The 17,351-nt window shown below is 34.1% G+C and carries 15 protein-coding genes and 1 pseudogene; 1 reads left to right on the forward strand and 15 read right to left on the reverse strand.

What is annotated here, in order from left to right; translation table 11 throughout:
• Positions 1–79 precede the first annotated feature (79 nt).
• On the forward strand, positions 80–991 hold the full coding sequence (locus tag TETH514_RS11245) for an LCP family protein (protein ID WP_009052672.1): 912 nt from the start codon (positions 80–82) through the stop codon (positions 989–991).
• Between the two features lie 10 nt (positions 992–1,001).
• Here TETH514_RS11245 and TETH514_RS11250 read toward each other — a convergent pair whose 3' ends face one another.
• The 15 genes and pseudogenes from TETH514_RS11250 to TETH514_RS11315 all read right to left on the reverse strand — a co-directional run bounded on the left by TETH514_RS11250 (position 1,002) and on the right by TETH514_RS11315 (position 17,322).
• A complete protein-coding gene (locus TETH514_RS11250; protein ID WP_003867743.1) occupies positions 1,002–1,781 on the reverse strand; it encodes a tyrosine-protein phosphatase in 780 nt (259 codons plus the stop codon).
• Entirely contained in the window at positions 1,781–2,488 is a 708-nt protein-coding gene (locus TETH514_RS11255; protein ID WP_009052673.1) for a CpsD/CapB family tyrosine-protein kinase, read from the reverse strand. The genes TETH514_RS11250 and TETH514_RS11255 overlap by 1 nt, the downstream gene beginning before the upstream one ends.
• Before the next feature lie 24 nt (positions 2,489–2,512).
• Positions 2,513–3,196, reverse strand: coding sequence for a YveK family protein (locus tag TETH514_RS11260; protein ID WP_003867745.1), 684 nt, complete (start codon positions 3,194–3,196; stop codon positions 2,513–2,515).
• Between the two features lie 78 nt (positions 3,197–3,274).
• On the reverse strand, positions 3,275–4,183 hold the full coding sequence (galU, locus tag TETH514_RS11265; protein ID WP_009052674.1) for a UTP--glucose-1-phosphate uridylyltransferase GalU: 909 nt from the start codon (positions 4,181–4,183) through the stop codon (positions 3,275–3,277).
• A gap of 30 nt (positions 4,184–4,213) precedes the next feature.
• Positions 4,214–5,581, reverse strand: a complete 1,368-nt coding sequence (gene glmM, locus TETH514_RS11270; protein ID WP_003867748.1) for a phosphoglucosamine mutase — start codon at positions 5,579–5,581, stop codon at positions 4,214–4,216.
• 108 nt (positions 5,582–5,689) lie between these two features.
• Positions 5,690–6,229 carry an antiterminator LoaP gene (gene loaP / locus TETH514_RS11275; protein ID WP_012268781.1) on the reverse strand — a complete coding sequence of 180 codons (540 nt, stop codon included), beginning with the start codon at positions 6,227–6,229 and terminating at the stop codon, positions 5,690–5,692.
• Positions 6,230–6,511: 282 nt separating this feature from the next.
• Entirely contained in the window at positions 6,512–7,081 is a 570-nt protein-coding gene (gene pdxT / locus TETH514_RS11280) for a pyridoxal 5'-phosphate synthase glutaminase subunit PdxT (RefSeq protein WP_012268782.1), read from the reverse strand.
• Position 7,082: 1 nt separating this feature from the next.
• Positions 7,083–7,961 (reverse strand): pyridoxal 5'-phosphate synthase lyase subunit PdxS, encoded by an 879-nt coding sequence (gene pdxS / locus TETH514_RS11285; protein ID WP_009052677.1) that lies wholly within the window; start codon positions 7,959–7,961, stop codon positions 7,083–7,085.
• A gap of 169 nt (positions 7,962–8,130) precedes the next feature.
• Positions 8,131–8,294 (reverse strand): annotated as a pseudogene (locus tag TETH514_RS13210) (MBL fold metallo-hydrolase); the annotation flags it as partial.
• Positions 8,295–8,313: 19 nt separating this feature from the next.
• Positions 8,314–8,754 (reverse strand): DUF86 domain-containing protein, encoded by a 441-nt coding sequence (locus TETH514_RS11290; RefSeq protein WP_003867752.1) that lies wholly within the window; start codon positions 8,752–8,754, stop codon positions 8,314–8,316.
• Entirely contained in the window at positions 8,747–9,187 is a 441-nt protein-coding gene (locus tag TETH514_RS11295) for a nucleotidyltransferase domain-containing protein (protein ID WP_009052678.1), read from the reverse strand. The genes TETH514_RS11290 and TETH514_RS11295 overlap by 8 nt, the downstream gene beginning before the upstream one ends.
• Before the next feature lie 38 nt (positions 9,188–9,225).
• Entirely contained in the window at positions 9,226–10,521 is a 1,296-nt protein-coding gene (locus TETH514_RS11300) for a TIGR02679 family protein (RefSeq protein ID WP_009052679.1), read from the reverse strand.
• Entirely contained in the window at positions 10,514–14,680 is a 4,167-nt protein-coding gene (locus TETH514_RS11305) for a TIGR02680 family protein (RefSeq protein ID WP_009052680.1), read from the reverse strand. The genes TETH514_RS11300 and TETH514_RS11305 overlap by 8 nt, the downstream gene beginning before the upstream one ends.
• On the reverse strand, positions 14,673–15,824 hold the full coding sequence (locus tag TETH514_RS11310) for a TIGR02678 family protein (RefSeq protein WP_009052681.1): 1,152 nt from the start codon (positions 15,822–15,824) through the stop codon (positions 14,673–14,675). The genes TETH514_RS11305 and TETH514_RS11310 overlap by 8 nt, the downstream gene beginning before the upstream one ends.
• A gap of 10 nt (positions 15,825–15,834) precedes the next feature.
• Positions 15,835–17,322, reverse strand: a complete 1,488-nt coding sequence (locus TETH514_RS11315; RefSeq protein ID WP_003867757.1) for a TIGR02677 family protein — start codon at positions 17,320–17,322, stop codon at positions 15,835–15,837.
• Positions 17,323–17,351 lie beyond the last annotated feature (29 nt).

Below are 17,351 nucleotides of genomic sequence, written 5' to 3' on the forward strand. Positions count from 1 at the left end.
TACTTTTTATTAGAAAATGAGTTAAAATAATAGTTGTGCCATAACAAAATATTCTAGTACGTTTTATGAGGTGAAACAAATGAAAAGAAAGAAATGGTTTATTTTCTTTTTAATATTATCTATTGTAGCTTCAGGAGCCTTTTTTGTATATTATAAATACATACGTATAACAAAACATCCAGAGAGTGTATTTAACAATGATAATAAAAATAATATTTCCAATTCTGAACAAGCATTACCTAAAGACAAAGTATATATTGCCTTTTTAGGCTTAGATAAAAATGATGAAAGAGTACACACTCTAGGAAGTTTTAGGACTGACACTATAATGATATTTTCAATTGATTTAAATGATAAAGTCGTAAAAGTTCTTTCCATTCCGCGAGATACATACGTAGATATTCCCGGATTTCATAAAGACAAAATAAATGCTGCATATGTATATGGCGGTATGGGAGAAAAAGGTTATGCTCTTAGCTTAAAAACCATAAGTGATTTTTTAGGTATCGATGTGCCTTATTACATTTCAATAGACATGCAGACAATACCAGATATTGTAGACGCAATCGGTGGAGTACCCCTCGATGTAGAAGTAAATATGCATAGCCATGGAGCCAACTTAGATAAAGGATACCAAATTTTAGATGGGCAAAAGGCTTATCAGTATCTAAGATGGAGATATGACCCCATGGGAGATATAAACAGAATTAAAAGGCAACAAAAGTTTATAATTGCCTTTGCCAACCAGCTTAAAAGTAAAGCAAAAGATGTTTCTACTTATATAAATTTATACAATACTTTTAAAGGAAAGTTGTACACTAATCTCAATTATGAGCAAATACTTGCCTTAATATACGCTGTTAAAGACATATCACCAGATTCGATAGAAAAATTCACAGTGCCAGGAGACTTTTATGATTTAAATGGAATAAGTTACTGGAAGCCAGATATGGAAAAATTAAACGAGGTGCTTCAAGAATTCACAAAATAAAGAGACGCAGCTAGAAGCGTCTCTTTATTTTGTGAAACCAACTTAGTTTCTTTTTTATTGGTTCTATCACTTCAATATCTTCACCATTAATCACTTTTTGACTATTACTAATCAAATAGTCTATGTAGGCATCTTCAATTCCTTCTTTTTTTAAAGTCTCTAAAGCTTTTGATATCTTAGGCGCTCTTCCCCTTGTTGTATGAGCATCAGAAGCTATAAAATGCACCATATTGTGTTTTATAAGCTCTAACGACTTATACCTTATCTCATCTCCAAACAAGCCTGTAATGCTTGTAGAATTAATTTGCATAAGCGCTCCTTCGTTAATTAACCTATATATTATATCAAAATCTCCTTTAACATATGAATATCTTTCTATGTGAGCTATAATAGGAGTAACTCCTATCACCTTAAAGTCAAATATTACATCCTCTATGTATTCCGGATAACTAGCTACCGGTAATTCTATCAAAATATATTTACCCATATCGTTTATTGACATAACTTCTCCTTTTTTATAACTTTCCACTAATGTAGGAGAAATAAAAGCTTCACACCCTGGAATTATCTTTAAATCTATGTGATTTTGAATTAAAAACTCATTTAACTGCTGACAAGCATTTAAAATACTCTCTTTTGATATTTCATGCTCATATTCTATATAATGAGGTGTCGCTACAATTGACTCTATACCATCTTGTACTGCAATAAGTGCCATTTCCTTGGAAATGTCCAAGGACTCAGCACCATCATCAAGATTAGGTAATATATGACAATGTATGTCCACCATTATCTTTTCCTTCTTTTCCTATGTTGTGGTTTATTATCATCATAATAATAGTAATAGTAGTATCCTCCATGACTTTCTTTTACTCTGTTGAGTACAACCCCAAGGATATTAGCTTTTACACTTTCTAAAATCTCTTTTGCTCGGCTAACTGCTCCAATCTCTGTCTTCCCAGCTTGTATAACAAGTATTACCCCATCAACAACAGGTGCTAATACTACTGCATCAGTTACAGTAACAACAGGAGGACTATCTATAAATACATAGTCGTAATTTTCTTGAATACTACTTAATAATTTTTTCATTCTATTAGAACCCAACAGCTCAGCTGGATTAGGTGGAATTGGCCCAGAAGTTAATATATGTAAATTACTGTAACTGGTATCTACATTTAAATAAGCCTCATAGTCCCCTTCATCTATCAGTAAATTTGTTAAACCTCTACTATTAGACAAATTAAAAGTTTTATGAACTGTGGGATTTCTTAAATCTGCATCTATTACAATAACTTTACTTCCTGTCAAAGCTACAGAATAGGATAAGTTTTTGACAATAGTACTTTTCCCTTCATTTGGAAGCGAGCTGGTAATCAATATACTTTTAACTTTTCTATCTACACTGGTAAATTGCAAATTAGTTCTTAAAGCACGAAAAGCCTCAGCAAAAGGCGATTTTGGATCTGCTACAATTGGATTTCTTGCTACTACCATTCATTTTCACATCCTTACCTAAATTTAATTTTTTATTTCGGGAATGACACCTAATACAGGTAAGTCCAAGTATTTCTTTATATCTTCTGGGCTTTTTATAGTTCTATCCATATATTCCAATAAAAATACAATAAAGACGCTTATCATAAAGCCTAAAATAGCAGCTACCGCAATATTCAAACTTGTTTTAGGACTAATTTTAGAGGTTGGTGGAATAGCTTTATCAATTACTTGCACATTATCAATGTTCATTATTTTTACAATGTTTTCCACAAATGAATCCGCAATCGCATTTGCTATTTCTGCTGCTTTACGAGGGTCACTATTTTTTACGCTTATCTCAATAATCTCTGTGTTACCTTTAGCTGCTACATCTACACTATTTTTTAATTGGTCAACAGTTAGAGGTAGTCTCAGTCTCTCAATTACTGGCTGCAAAACCCTCCTGCTTTTAACAAATTCACTATAAGTGGCAGCTAGCATCCTACTAGTTTGTATATCTTGAACTTGTATCTGACTATTGTTAAGCGCGGAACTTTGTGTTCTGCTGACTATCAAAGAAGTACTCGCTTTATACACAGGAGTAGCAATGAAATATGAAAATATCCCACTAATTATCGTAGCTAAAAGGGTAATAATTACTATCATTTTTGTCCTTTTTCTTATAATCAGGAAAATTTCTCGCAAATCAATTTCCTCTTCTGCCATTTTTAAACCCCCTTTTATCCTTTCCTTTGTATACAATTTGCTATAAAAGCAAAATTCAGTTCTTTTTAAATTTTTTTGCTATTTTACTTTTGTAACCGCAGCCTCCTTTTCGATAGCTGTTAAATTGTCAACAAGTTCTAATAAATACCTCTTAAAAGGTTCACTTAAGTCCTCTCTTTTTAGAGCATACTCAACAGTTGCCATAAGGTAACCTAATTTATCTCCCACATCATATCTCTTGCCAATAAAATTATAGGCGTAAATTGCTTCATAATTTAAGAGAGTTTTTAAAGCATCTGTAAGCTGTATTTCACCTCCTGCTCCTGGTGGCGTGTTTTCCAATATTTCAAATATTCTTGGTGTAATTATATATCTTCCCAAAATAGCGATGTTAGAAGGCGCCTTTTCTTTTTTAGGCTTTTCCACAAGGTCTTTGACTTTGTATAATCTATCCTCAATAATAGCAGCGTCAACTATTCCATATTTATCTACATCCTCATACGGCACCTCTTGTACCCCAATAATAGAACAGTTGTACCTTTCGTATTGGTCAATCATCTGCTTTAAAACCGGCACTTCTGAATCTACTATGTCATCTCCTAAAAGTACTGCAAAAGGCTCATTTCCTACAAAAGATTTAGCACAGTAAATAGCATGTCCCAACCCTTTAGGTTCCTTTTGCCTTATATAGTGAATGTTCACCATATTGCTAATATCCTCTACAAGGTTAAGTAAACTTTCCTTGTTTTTCTTTTTTAACTCCAGCTCCAACTCCACAGATTTATCAAAATGGTCTTCTATTGCTCTTTTATTTCTGCCAGTTATTATAAGGATATCCTCAATTCCCGATTGAATCGCCTCTTCGACTATATATTGAATAGTGGGTTTGTCCACAATTGGAAGCATTTCTTTAGGCTGAGCCTTGGTAGCAGGCAAAAACCTCGTACCAAGGCCTGCAGCCGGAATTATCGCCTTTCTTATTTTCACTGTTTTTTCCTCCCATGCAAGTTTTACAGCTTATTTAAACTCTACGCTAAATTTAGCTAAAGCTTCTGAAAGCTCTTTTTTAATCGCTTCAAGTTTTTCTTCTGTCTTTGCCTCACATCTCACAATAAGCTCTGGTCCTGTGTTAGAAGCTCTAACCAGTCCCCATCCTCCATCAAACAACACTCTTGCACCATCAACATCTATAATGTTGTATCCTTTTTCTTTAAAGTATTCAGTTACACCTTTTACCACATCAAATTTTTTCTCATCGTCACATTCTAACCTTATTTCAGGTGTTGCAGGATATTTAGGAACATCAGCTAAAAGCTCAGACAAAGATTTATCTGTATTAGAAAGTATTCGTAAAAGCCTTGCAGCAGCGTATGCCGCATCATCAAACCCATAGTACTCATCTGCAAAAAACATATGACCAGACATTTCTCCTGTAAACACAGCACCTAATTCTTTCATTTTTGCTTTTATGAGGGAATGCCCTGTTTTGAAGAAGATAGGTTTGCCTCCCAATCTCTCAATTTCTTCTACTAATGCCTGAGAACATTTCACTTCTACAATGGCATCAGCGCCGGGATGTTTTTTCATTATTTCTCTCCAATAAAGAATCATCAACATATCTCCCCAAATTACATTGCCTTTATCATCTACGACGCCGATTCTATCACCGTCACCGTCAAAAGCTATACCCAAATCTGCGTTTACCCTCTTTACTTCTTCAATTAAATCTTTTAAATTTTCTTCTTTTACTGGATCTGGAAAATGGTTTGGAAATGTAGGATCAGATTCACAATAGAGAGGATATACTTCACAACCTAAATTGTATATCACATCAGGATAAAAATATGAACCTGTGCCATTCCCACAATCGACAACAACTTTAAGCTTTCTGTCGCCTAATTTAACCTTTTCTTTTATCATATTAATATACGAATTAATTGGATAAGCATACTTCACATTTCCTGTACCTTCTTCAAATTCGCCTTTTTCTGCTATATAGTAAAGTTTTTTAAGTTCATCGCCATAAATTGTAGAAGGTCCTACCATAACTTTGAAACCATTAAATTGTGGCGGATTGTGGCTTGCAGTAATCATCATCCCTGCTTGATAATTGTACAGGACATTAGAATAGTAAAAAGCTGGAGTCGTCAAAACCCCTACATCTAATACATCACAGCCTGTAGAAGTAAGTCCTTTAATCAAAGCATCTCGTATAGGTCTTGATGATAATCTATTATCTCTGCCTACCAGCACATCCTTAATTCCTTTTTGTCTCACATATGTACCAAAGGCCTTCCCTATAAGCTCAGCACTTTCAACAGTCAAATCATCTTCCCATACGCCTCTAATATCATACATCCTAAACATATTTTCATTCAACTTCATTTGTCTCAACCTCCTTTTTTATGCCATACAATTTAATTATATAGATAATACTGAAAATCCTCAATACACAATCTTCACAAAATTGTTTCTTGACTTTATGCAAATATGTCAACAAGCATAAACCAGACTCCTTTGCTGCTCAGATACATTTTCCATCACTTCAATAGCTAAATCTACACTTTTTAGCTCACCTGCTATACTAAATATAACTTTTGCCCTCTTTTTTCTTTTGTCTATTTTCTTAATAAGCCCTTCATACCCTTTTAATGGTCCTTCAATTATCTTTACTCTTTCTCCTTCCATTATACCTTTCGACAAATCTATTAAATCAGAATTTTTAGTAAGAGATAAAATTATTTTCATCTCCTCTTCTTTTACAAAAGCAGGCCTTTTTCCTTCTTTCAGAAAAATACCTCTTTTTAAAACTTCAGATATTTTATAATATAAATCATCACTCATCTCGGCATTTACAAAAACATATCCAGGAAATAAAAGTTTAATTTTTTCCACTGGTTGTCCTTTTACTCTCTCTATAATTTTTCTTTTCGGAATAAGCAATTTCACTTCCTCTTTAAAGCAATTCTCAATAATATCTCTAACTTTGTTCTCATAACCACTTCGAGTAAAAATAACATACCATTTTTTCATTTTTCTACACCCCATTTTATAATTTTATCTCTTATTCTTACAAAATTCAACATATAATTCCTAATTATGATATAAATAAGTATGCAAATGGAAACTTGAAAAACTCGACCATTGTGCTATATTATAATTATTCGAAACAAATTAACGTTTAAAGGGGGACTTTTTATGCAAATAGAACACAAAAGATAAAAGACATAAAACTAAAGGGCGGGCATTCAGAAAAATACCCACCCCAACTCTTGACAAAGAGCCTTTAAAAAATTTTTTATAAAATAAAAAGGCTTAAGAGTTAAGCCTCAAGAAATATTTATAAAAACTCAAATCATCAGTAAGTTCGGGATGAAAAGAGGTAGCAAGCAAATTATCTTGCTGTGCTGCCACAATTTTACCTTGGTGCTTCGCAAGTATCCTGACACCATTCCCTACATTTTCTATATACGGAGCCCTTATAAAAACCGCCTCTATCTCATTATTGGAAACTGCTGGTATTATAAGCTTTGTTTTAAAGCTGTCAAGTTGACTGCCATATGCATTTCTTTTAACTGAAATATCCATTATTCCAAGGTGCACTTTGTCATCATTAACTATATATTTTGCCATAAGTATCATGCCAGCACAAGTGCCCCATATGGGAATTTTCCTCTCATTCAGCTTTAAAATAGCATCTTTGAGTCCAAAATCTACAATCATTTTCCCTATTGCAGTGCTTTCGCCACCCGGTATAATCAATGCATCTAAGCTTAGCAGAGTATTTTTGTCTTTTGCCAAAACAGCTTCTACACCATCTATAAGCTTTAATTTTTCAATATGTTCTCTAACAGAGCCCTGAATTGCCAATACTCCAACGCGCAAACTACCATCCCCTTGAAGCATATAGATCTTTTTCATCAAGTTTTCTTATATCAATACTCTGCATGGCTTCTCCCAATCCTTCTGAAACTTCTGCCAATATTTCTGGTTTGTCGTAATAGGTTACAGCTTTTACTATAGCCTCTGCCATTTTTTCAGGATTTTGTGACTTAAATATTCCAGAACCAACAAAAACACCATCTGCACCAAGCTGCATCATTAAAGCCGCATCCGCTGGTGTCGCAATCCCTCCTGCCGCAAAATTTACAACCGGAAGTCTCCCATGTTGTGCAACATATTTTACAAGGTCATATGGCGCTTGAAGTTCTTTAGCAGCAGCCATAAGTTCGTCTTCTCTTAAAGTAGTAAGCCTTTTTATTTCGGCATTTATTATCCTCATATGCCTTACTGCTTCTACTACATTTCCTGTACCTGCTTCTCCTTTTGTCCTTATCATAGAAGCACCTTCCCCTATACGCCTTAGTGCTTCTCCAAGGTTTCGTGCCCCGCACACAAAAGGTATCTTAAATGCCCACTTATCTATATGGTACATCTCGTCTGCAGGGGTTAAAACTTCGCTCTCATCAATAAAATCTATCCCAAGTGCCTCTAAAATCTGTGCTTCCACAAAATGCCCAATTCTAACTTTTGCCATAACAGGGATTGATACTGCTGCCTTTATCTCCTTTATTATTTTAGGATCTGACATTCTTGCGACTCCGCCTCTTGCCCTAATATCAGCTGGAACTCTCTCTAAAGCCATAACTGCAACAGCCCCTGCCTTTTCAGCAATAACCGCCTGTTCTGGTGTTGTCACATCCATTATGACTCCACCCTTTAGCATTTGCGCAAGGTTTTTATTAAGCTCATATCTTTCATTCATTGTTCTATTCCTCCTTACAATTGTATTGTCATTTTATATATCTTAATATCAATTGTACCTATTAAATCGAAACAAATCAATCAGAACATTATAGATACAAAAAAAGAATGCATAACGCATTCTAATCCAAAAGTTCTCTATACAATTTCATTAAACTTTCATTTATATTGTTTATCTCACTTACATCAAAAATAAATTCTTGATAGTTTAACTCGTCTTCAACTTCTCCCCCCTGAAACATACGCAATCTACAAGAAATTTAGTTTTTTCCGTCTCAACTAAATAGCATGAGCCTGTAACTTCTTTAGTAGCTCCCAAAAAACTTATTTTCACAATAACGTCTCCTTTCATATTAGGAATAATAATTTTCTTCGATCCATTTATTTATATAATGTATATATCTAACAAAATCATCCAAATGGTTCTTTAATATGTCAACAATTACCTTCTCGTCAATTTTCATATAATCATGTACAAGTATATTTCTAAAAGAAACCATGTTAGAAATATTTTTGGCAAAATTTTCTGGCAAAATGTTTGCTTTACCTAATAATAAAACCGTTTCTCTATAGGTATCGGGTTTTTCTAAACCAAGAGAAGAAATAATTATATTGGCTATATCAATAACACATTCTATAGATATTTGAATTCCTCTTTCTATTCCCCAATATTTGAGCATATCCTCTTTTATATTTTCTTTATTTACTTCTTGCGATACTTTTTTTAACAATATTAAATTTTTTTGTAACTCTTTTATTTTAGAATTTATTGTTTCTATTATACTTTTAGTCACTATTATCACCTACAACACTTTTTACCCATTCTTTAATAACATCCATCTGCACTTTTCTAAAATATTCCATGTCCATATATTCTCTTAGAGTTTTAACCTCAAATTCCACCTTTACATCTTCATTTTCTTCAAAAATAAGTTTGCCGTGCTTTATTACTTGATGCTTAAGCACTGGATTTGCAGAATTTAATATTACCAAATCTATATCATCTCGTTTAAATATTGAAACCAAATCGCCAATTAAAGCAAGTTTGTCCATAGGATCATATCCATTCCCTAAAAGTACCGCAATATCAAGATCACTATTTTTTGTATTAGTGCCTTTACTATATGAGCCAAAAACATATATCAACTTTATGTCATATTTACCCTTTAAATATTGCAAATTTCTCTTAAATATTTCTTCCACTTCTTTTAAATCTCTCTGAACCACTACAGACACCTCTTTAAGAAGGCATTATTACCTTAATTTTACCACTCCCCCTTACCTTCTTCAATCAATTTTATATCATTTATAATATCATCTATTATAAGCTCCTGATACCCTGCTTTTTTTATTATTTTCATCTCTTTTGCCACATCAAAAAGTAAAGGTGATTCAATCTTATTTAGCTTACTAAGCCTTACATCATTTATGACTTCATTTGAAAGAGATTTTAAATAATCTTCTACACCGTACCTTAAAAAGTGAAACTTGTCTTTATACCTTTTGTACAATCTATCTGCTATCATAAGCCCCTCTGGGTCAAAATCTCCTGAGTAATATATCTCTGTCCCTTCTTTATAAAGCATGTCCAAGAGCAGGAGAGAAGAAAGTTTTGGCTGGCCATATGTGCATACAAGAGGAAATACTTTGCTTGTGGCATCTATTAAAGATGTAAAAACTGAAGGATTCTCTACAACATACACTTTCTTAGAAGGGCTTATGACCCTCTCAATTTTACTCAAATTTAAAAGAGGAACTTGCAAGACTTGATTGCTTTCATAAGCAGCCTTAAATACTTGATTTTCCGTATCGCCCTCATATGCCAAAAGTCCTGAGAGTGTGACATAATTGGATATTTCATCTATCAAAATGCCAACGTTGTAATAAAGTTCTGATATTTCTTCACTTCCTTTTACTTCATTCAGCCCCATTAAAGTGCATAAAGCGTTTATAAACATACTTCCAGCTTCTGTATTTGAATCAAAATAGTGAGGATTACGTGCAATCTGGGAAGAAAACACCGGCAGTCTTTTCTTTTCCCCTTTATAAACAGGCAAATTATTTATAGCATCACATACATACATTATATCTTTTTTTAGCCCATTTCTATCATTTAAATACCTCTGATTTACTGTCCTTACCCCTACAGCGGTTCCCTCATACAAACTTTTTAGCCAATCAATGCACTTACATTCCTGGTATTTAGAGAAGAGCTCTTTAAAGAACTCTTCTCTTTCTTTTGCCAATATTTCCATATCCTCTTTTTTGCTGGTGAGTTTTTCGCCAAAATAGTATTCCAGTATGTCTTTTAGCGTATACTCCTCAAATCGCGTATTTTTTAGCGACTCTTCAAACTTTGCCACATCAATGGATGCAGATTTTTTTGTCCTATAGTCTTTTTTAAAATGGTTTGTAAGTACTTCTTTTTCATCTTCCGTAAGATTATCAAGCTTTACAACGCCTCCAAGACGTCCTAAACTTCTGTACTTTTCCCTTATACCTTTAAAAATCCTCTTGTATCCCTTTTTTTCTTTAAAATATTTAAGTTCTTCTTTATTCATTTACAGCACCCACCTCAAGAGCGGCAACCTCCTCTTTTTCAGGAAGTATAAGATGCTTTACCTTTCCATCCCACAAATACTTCATGACCAATACAGCCTTTGCATTTTTTGGCCTTATAAGTTCATAAATTGAAAGCTTGGGGACAGTGTCATAATCTCCCCACAAAACCTGCGAATTCATTATATAATTAAATCTTAGATCTTCAATCAGTTTAAACATATCCCTTATGTTTGTGTCATCAACCCCTGCAAATGCTTCATCTAGAGATATTATGCGAGGTGCAGTCGGGGGTGCTCCCTCATACCTTGAGTAAACCGCGGAAAACAAAGGTATATACATGGCCATCGCCTTTTCTCCACCGCTCAACTTATTAAAGGCATTATCAGTAAGCTCCTTGCGACTTTCCCCTTCTTTTCTGTAGTAAAGCTTAAACTCAAACCAATCTCTGTAATCTAATATTTCTTTCATAATCTTGTGAAAAGTTTCTGTATTGTTTTTTTCCTCCATTGCCCTCCTGGCTCTTTCTACTTTTGACCTAAAATGATTTACAACTTTATCGAAGACTTCCTTTTTCAGCATATCAGCATCAGATTTTAAAATATCTACAAGTTCCTTTGTATCAAGTTCTTCTTCATTGGAAGCAGGAATGCTTCTCCACTCAATAGAGAACTTAAGTCCGCTGGAAGTATCCCTTTCAGACATGAGTTTGTTCATTTTCTTTACCCATTCTTCTGCTTTAAAAATCTTTGCCCTTATCTTAATTCCCACATTGTGCATTATAATCTCTTCAAAAAGAATCTTATCCGTCTCTCTTAAAAGGCTTTCATTCGCCATTATATCCTCTTCAATATTAGAATAAAGCGTATATAATGAAACAACTTTACCATTTATATTTGCCGTAATATTAAGTCTTCTCTGCTTACTCTTTGCTTCTTTTATTCTTTCATTGTCTCCCTCACAAGCTTCGTCAAAGATATTGCCAATTGAAAGTCCATATTCTAAAAGTTCGTTGCGAGTTTCAAAATACACATTTTGAAGTCTCTCTGTAAACTTTTCTCTGTCAAAGCCCGCTTTGTCAAAAAAGCCTTTGTATTCAGAAAGAATGCTTTTACTTAATTTTAACATATCCTCCATTTCAACGTCTTGCTTGACAAAGCCAAGTGCTAATTCCTTTTTTAAACCCTCTTCAACAATATTGTAAATTTCCTCTTTAAGATGAATCTCTTCTTCAATGTTTAAAAGGTCTTTTAAGCTTCTCTGTAGCCGCTCCTCAAGTTTTGCTTTTTCGGCTGATTTATTTGTAATCTCTTTAGGTATTTCCTCCAGCCTTTTTAGGCAAAACTCTAGTTCTTTCTCAATTTCTTCAAGTCCAAGTTCTTTTAATGTCTCTTTTAGCATCTCAATTTTCTTAACAGAACTCTGTATTTTGTTTTCCAGTACGTCTATTTCGTACTTTAAGTTATCAATATCGTATTCTAAATCTTGTTTTTGCTGCAATAACATTTCTTCGTTTGAAATGTGCAAAACATATTTGTTGTATAGTATTTCTACTTCATTAAGCCCTGAAGCGTATTCTTCCGCATATTCATACGCAGAAGAATAGGTATCAATATCTGGATGTATGTTTATGCCAGATGTCAATTCTCTTACAACAGCTTTCTTTTTCTGAAGGTCCTCAAAACAGTTTTTAACTGTAAAAAGCTGTTCATCCAGTTTATGAGAGGTGTATTCGTAATCAGCCTTTGCCGTTTTTAAATATCTATATGCTTCTTCAATATCTTCTTTCCCGGGAAATGCCGAATATTCGTAATCCAGCCTCTGTATCCTTGATTTTTTTGCATTTATTTCCTCATCGATTGCAGATATTTCAGCTTTTATAGCCTGTATTTCTTCTTGTATAGATTTAATAAGCTCTTCTCTGTAGCGCTTTCTAGACTCACTCCCGATGTACTTTGATTTAACTTTATCCCGCGCTTTCCCTTTTATTACTCCTATTCCATATGTGCCATTTGAATCAATATAGGTTGTCCCGCTTTCTTCGGATACAAATATATTGCTTAAAGCATCCGAAATATCTTCTGGTGAAACTCCTTCTTCATTGTCAACTACTTTAAAATATTGAGATACATTTAACATCATATTAAAGCTTCCAGGCATAACATATTTATCCGCCATATTGCTGTCCATTTGAAGAGCTTTTTCAAAATATTCTTTGGGAACGATAAGAGCATCCAAAAGCCCCATGTCTTCTATCGCAGCTTCTATATTGCCTCTTGTCTCTTCATCCACATCCTCTTTAAAATCAATCGCCATGTAAAGAGGAATGTAAGGAATTCCAGCTTCTTTAAGCCTTTTTCTGTTGTTTATGACTTGTTCATCTCTTTCAGGCTCAGGATCTTTTTTGTTTTTCCATTCCTCCAATAACTTTTCTTTCTCATGAAGCTGATTTTCTTTTACCTCTCTTTGATTTTGTAATCTTAAAATTTCTTGCTGAATTCCATTTAGTATTTCCTCATAGGGTTTTCTCACAAAAGCCAAAATATCGTCAAATCCTTTATCCTCTCCATACGCCAGTATGACACGGCTTAAGCCTTCCAGTTGGCTACTTAAAAGCTTAAGTTCTGCATTGCCCTGCGACCAACTATAAACTCTTTCAACGTATTCTCTTTTTTGTTCGTCAAAAAGCCTTTCTGCCTCATTAAGCTTTTTAGCCCTGTCTTCTCTTTCTTTTTTAAGCCTTTCCTGCTCTTTAAGTGCGGCATCATACCTTTTATTTGCTTCTATTTCTTCTCTCAATGCACTCATTGCACGCTTTATTTTATCTTTATGCTTTTTTAATTCATTTTTCCAATAAGTAAAATCAAATTCTTTTCCATACACTTTTTTAAGTTCACTTACAGAAAACTCATGTTCCATGAAATCTATATCCTGTGCAATTGAAGATATATCCTCTAATTTATCCTGTAGTTCTTTATCCAGTTTGTATTTTTGTTCCTCAGTGTTTTTTATCTTTCTTTCTAAACCATAATATTTATCTTGTTTATTCCGGAGTTCTTCTTCTTTTTTAGACTTATCCTCCAAATACTGCTTATATCGATCCTCTTCTTCTAATAACTCCTTTTGGGTTCTTTTAGCATCACCACTTGAAAGCTGTTCTTCCTTTTTCTTTAAGGCTTCTCTTTCACTTTCAAGAGAAATGATGTCATTTCCTAAGTTTGCTATTGTACTTCTGTAATTTTCAATATCTTTAGTTAAATTATCGTATTCTTTTTTTGATGCGTATAAATCGCTGTATGCCTTTACTAAATCCCCAGCCTTTTCATAAAGAATGTATCTGTTATAGTTGTCGTACTCATTTTTAAGCTTTTTTACTGCAGCCATATTCCTGTAAAGAACATCAAGGTGCATCTTAATCTGGTCCATATTTTCTATGGTTTCTGAAAGAGGCCTCAAATCATCATCTGTGAGTGAAGGCAGTGAAGCCTTCATAATTTCATATATCACAGTAGGCCTGAAGTCTTTGGAAAGCTTTGGACTTCTAAGCTGTATCAGCAGTTTTATGAGCTCGTCGTATTCCTCGATAGAACTAAAGCCAAAAATGTATTTATTGACCATTTCCATGTACTCTTTTTGGCTTTCAACTACTTCTCCGCCTTCACCTATTCTATTCTTAAGTTCTTTTTTGGTAAGTGGGACTTTTGCTCTTTTGCCGTCATCGCCTATTTCCATTTTGTATAAAAAGAAGTCGATACCTATACGCCTGCCGTCAAGTATTACAAAGCCCCAAAAGTCCATATTTTGATGCCTTTTCGCCTTTAGTCCAATGCCTATTGTAATGTAGCTGTCTTTTTTCTCTTTTTTAAATTCCATGAAAAGATAGCCAGTTCTTTCATCAAGCCCACTTACCTCTTCTTCCCCAAGAAGATAGTCCTCAAGCTTTCTCGCCTTTGAGCCAAAGGGATCAAGTCTTTCAGGACTTTTGTTGCCATCTAATACTAAAGGTATGAAACTCTGCATTGTCACTGACTTTCCAGAACCATTAGCACCTCTTAAAAGAAGCCTTCCATCTGCAAACTCAAATATTTCATCATCATAATACCAAAAATTAAGAAGCCCAATCCTGTTAATCATCCATCTTTCGGCTAATTTTTCACTCATCTGCACCTTCTCCTTTTTCAAAATCTGGAGGATATTCCCCAATTAACTTTGCCGCCATAGGCAATATTTTAATAGAATGCAATTCCTCAACTCTTTTTATCATCTTAAAGCTTTCCATGTTTTCAATGACCTCTTCTATAAGCTGCTTTTCATTCATCTCCCTGTAAGACTTATACCAACCATCACTAAATCTTTCCTTTACTTTCAAAATAATATTTATAAATTCTGCTTCAGTTATATCTATAGTATCATCAGGATTATAGGCGAGTTTTCCCTCTTCAATCATTTCCCTTATAATTTTACTTACCTGCAGCATTATATCAGATATGTTTTTGTTTTTGTCGGGAAAATAAGACCTTAAATATTTGTTGTCATTAAAGAGGACAAAAGCAGAAGTTTTGTGGAGGTGAAGTTTTGCACCAAGATACTCCTCTAAATCTTTCGCTATAGTATTTCTGTAATTTTTTATATACATGAAGTCTTGGTCATCAGGTCCTTCACTATACACAGCAGGTGAAAGAATATGTTTTCGGTACGCCCTGTGCCTTCTCTGTATAACCGCATCTTTGGAGTTTGAAAGATTTAAATCCTCCTGCAAAAAATCCTCAATCTTCATGTCTTCTGTAATTTCTCTGTTAAAAGACCTCAAAAAATACCTTGAAATGCCTGTGTTTTCGTAAAGAACTTCAGTATCTTCACTTTCTGAAAACCTCTCATGGTCACCATCATCTATTTTAATTATGCCAATATCTACAGCAAAATTGAGCACCCGCACAAGTGACTTTCTGTGCTGAAAAAGCGTCCAATCTACTTTATCAGGTCCATCATACTGCGCCTCTATGTATTCCGTTATATTAGACAGCACAAACTGGTCTTCAGGTCCTTTATCCTCCAAAAAAGCTAAGAGCAAACACAAAAATGCATAATCCATAGGCATTTGAAATGCATCTATCCCCATCCACTCTTCAACATCTGACGGCACTTTTTCCAACTTAATAATATATGGGTTTATAATCAATCTATATCCTAATTTTTCTTCAACAAAAGGTTTTATTTTATTCTCCGCATCTCTTATTTTGTTGAAATTTTCTCTATCCTCTCTCAGTATCCAAAAATTTTCAAGAAGCATCTGAAGTTCTTCCATATTTTCACCTTCAATCAACAAACTCAATTACAATATCAGGCATATCAAGATTACCATCTGTGCATTTTAGTATTGCCCTCTCACCATTCTTTGGCATATGAAGCTTGTATGTTCTTCCATCTTCTGTCTTACCTATAAAGCCATTTCTTGCCATCGCTTTTCCTATCCATTTAAGTATCGTTGCCCTCACAAAAGGTTTTACAACAGGTAAATCCTTTATCCTTATTCTATTGCCAACAATGCAACTTGCTATTATTTCATCTTCTATATTTTTCTGATTGAGATAGTCCATCAGCATCTCCGTCTTGTCAGCACTTCTATCAATAATCGCATTTGTCTTAACAGAATTACTGTAGCTCCTTGTTTTTGGCTTTATAATCACTTTAAAGGGCGGTTCTTCCCATACGCTCTGGTTTACACTTTCTGTCTTTCTTTCAAAATCACCTTTTATGTGCCTTGTGTAAAAGCAACCGAAAACCGCCGCAGACAAAAGGTGTGCTTCTTTTATATTACTTGCTTTTGCAAACATTTTAGAAAGAGCAATATATTCATTCTTTCTGCTGGCAGCTTTCATCCTGTTTTCTGCTATTCTCGCCGCATACATTGTTATTTTTCTGATTATTTCGTTTGATATATTAAGAAGCCTTACTGCCTCGCTGTCTTCAAAATTATGACCTGTAAACCAAAAAGATATGTTATTCCACTTATCCATCAAATCTTCTTTTACTTCCTCTTCATTTAAAACCCTGTCAATTCTTGGGATACTCATTTCATATTGGCATAACTTATCTACAACGGAATTGACAATCTCCGGACTCACCTTTTTCAAAAAACTCTCTATGGCAACAGAAAATCTCTGAAGGTCTTTTATAAAATCTCTTAAATATTCTATAAGTTTGTCTTTGTAAATGATAAACTGCTCTGACTTCATAAGTTCATCAGCGTTAGAGCTTTGAAGACTTGCAATGTAATCTGTCGCATTGTGATATATATTTTCAAAGTCGGTATTGAGGTCTTCCCACCATCTGTTTATTTCCTGTAAATCCTCTTTTTTCGCCATTTCATTTATCTTTATTAAATTGCGGTAAATCCTTTCAAATAAAGACGGCTGTAGTGACCCACCATAACCGACGATGCTTTCCAGCCTTATGGTCATTCTCTCTATCTCAATAGAATATGGACTCAGCTGATACCTGAATTTTTTGTTTTTAAATTCGTCAATCGTAGAAGCTTTACTGGTATCTTGTGTCGCAATAAGGTTTTTCCATTCAGTAAGTGCTTTTAAGTCCTGCTCACATTTTTCCATTGTATAGTCAGCAAACATATCAAATTGACTTACATATTCATATACATCCTCTTTGTACAGCCAATATTTAAATTTCTGGTACTGTTCATAAAAATACCTCATGATGAGGCGATATCGCGACGCATTCTCAGCAGATAAATACTTTACCTCTTCAATCGGTTTTATCACATTCAAGTCAAGTTTATTTTCCATAACACTTCACCTTGCATTTATATTTCATA

Source organism: Thermoanaerobacter sp. X514 (assembly GCF_000019065.1).
In the GTDB taxonomy this organism is placed as follows: Bacteria; Bacillota; Thermoanaerobacteria; order Thermoanaerobacterales; family Thermoanaerobacteraceae; genus Thermoanaerobacter; species Thermoanaerobacter pseudethanolicus.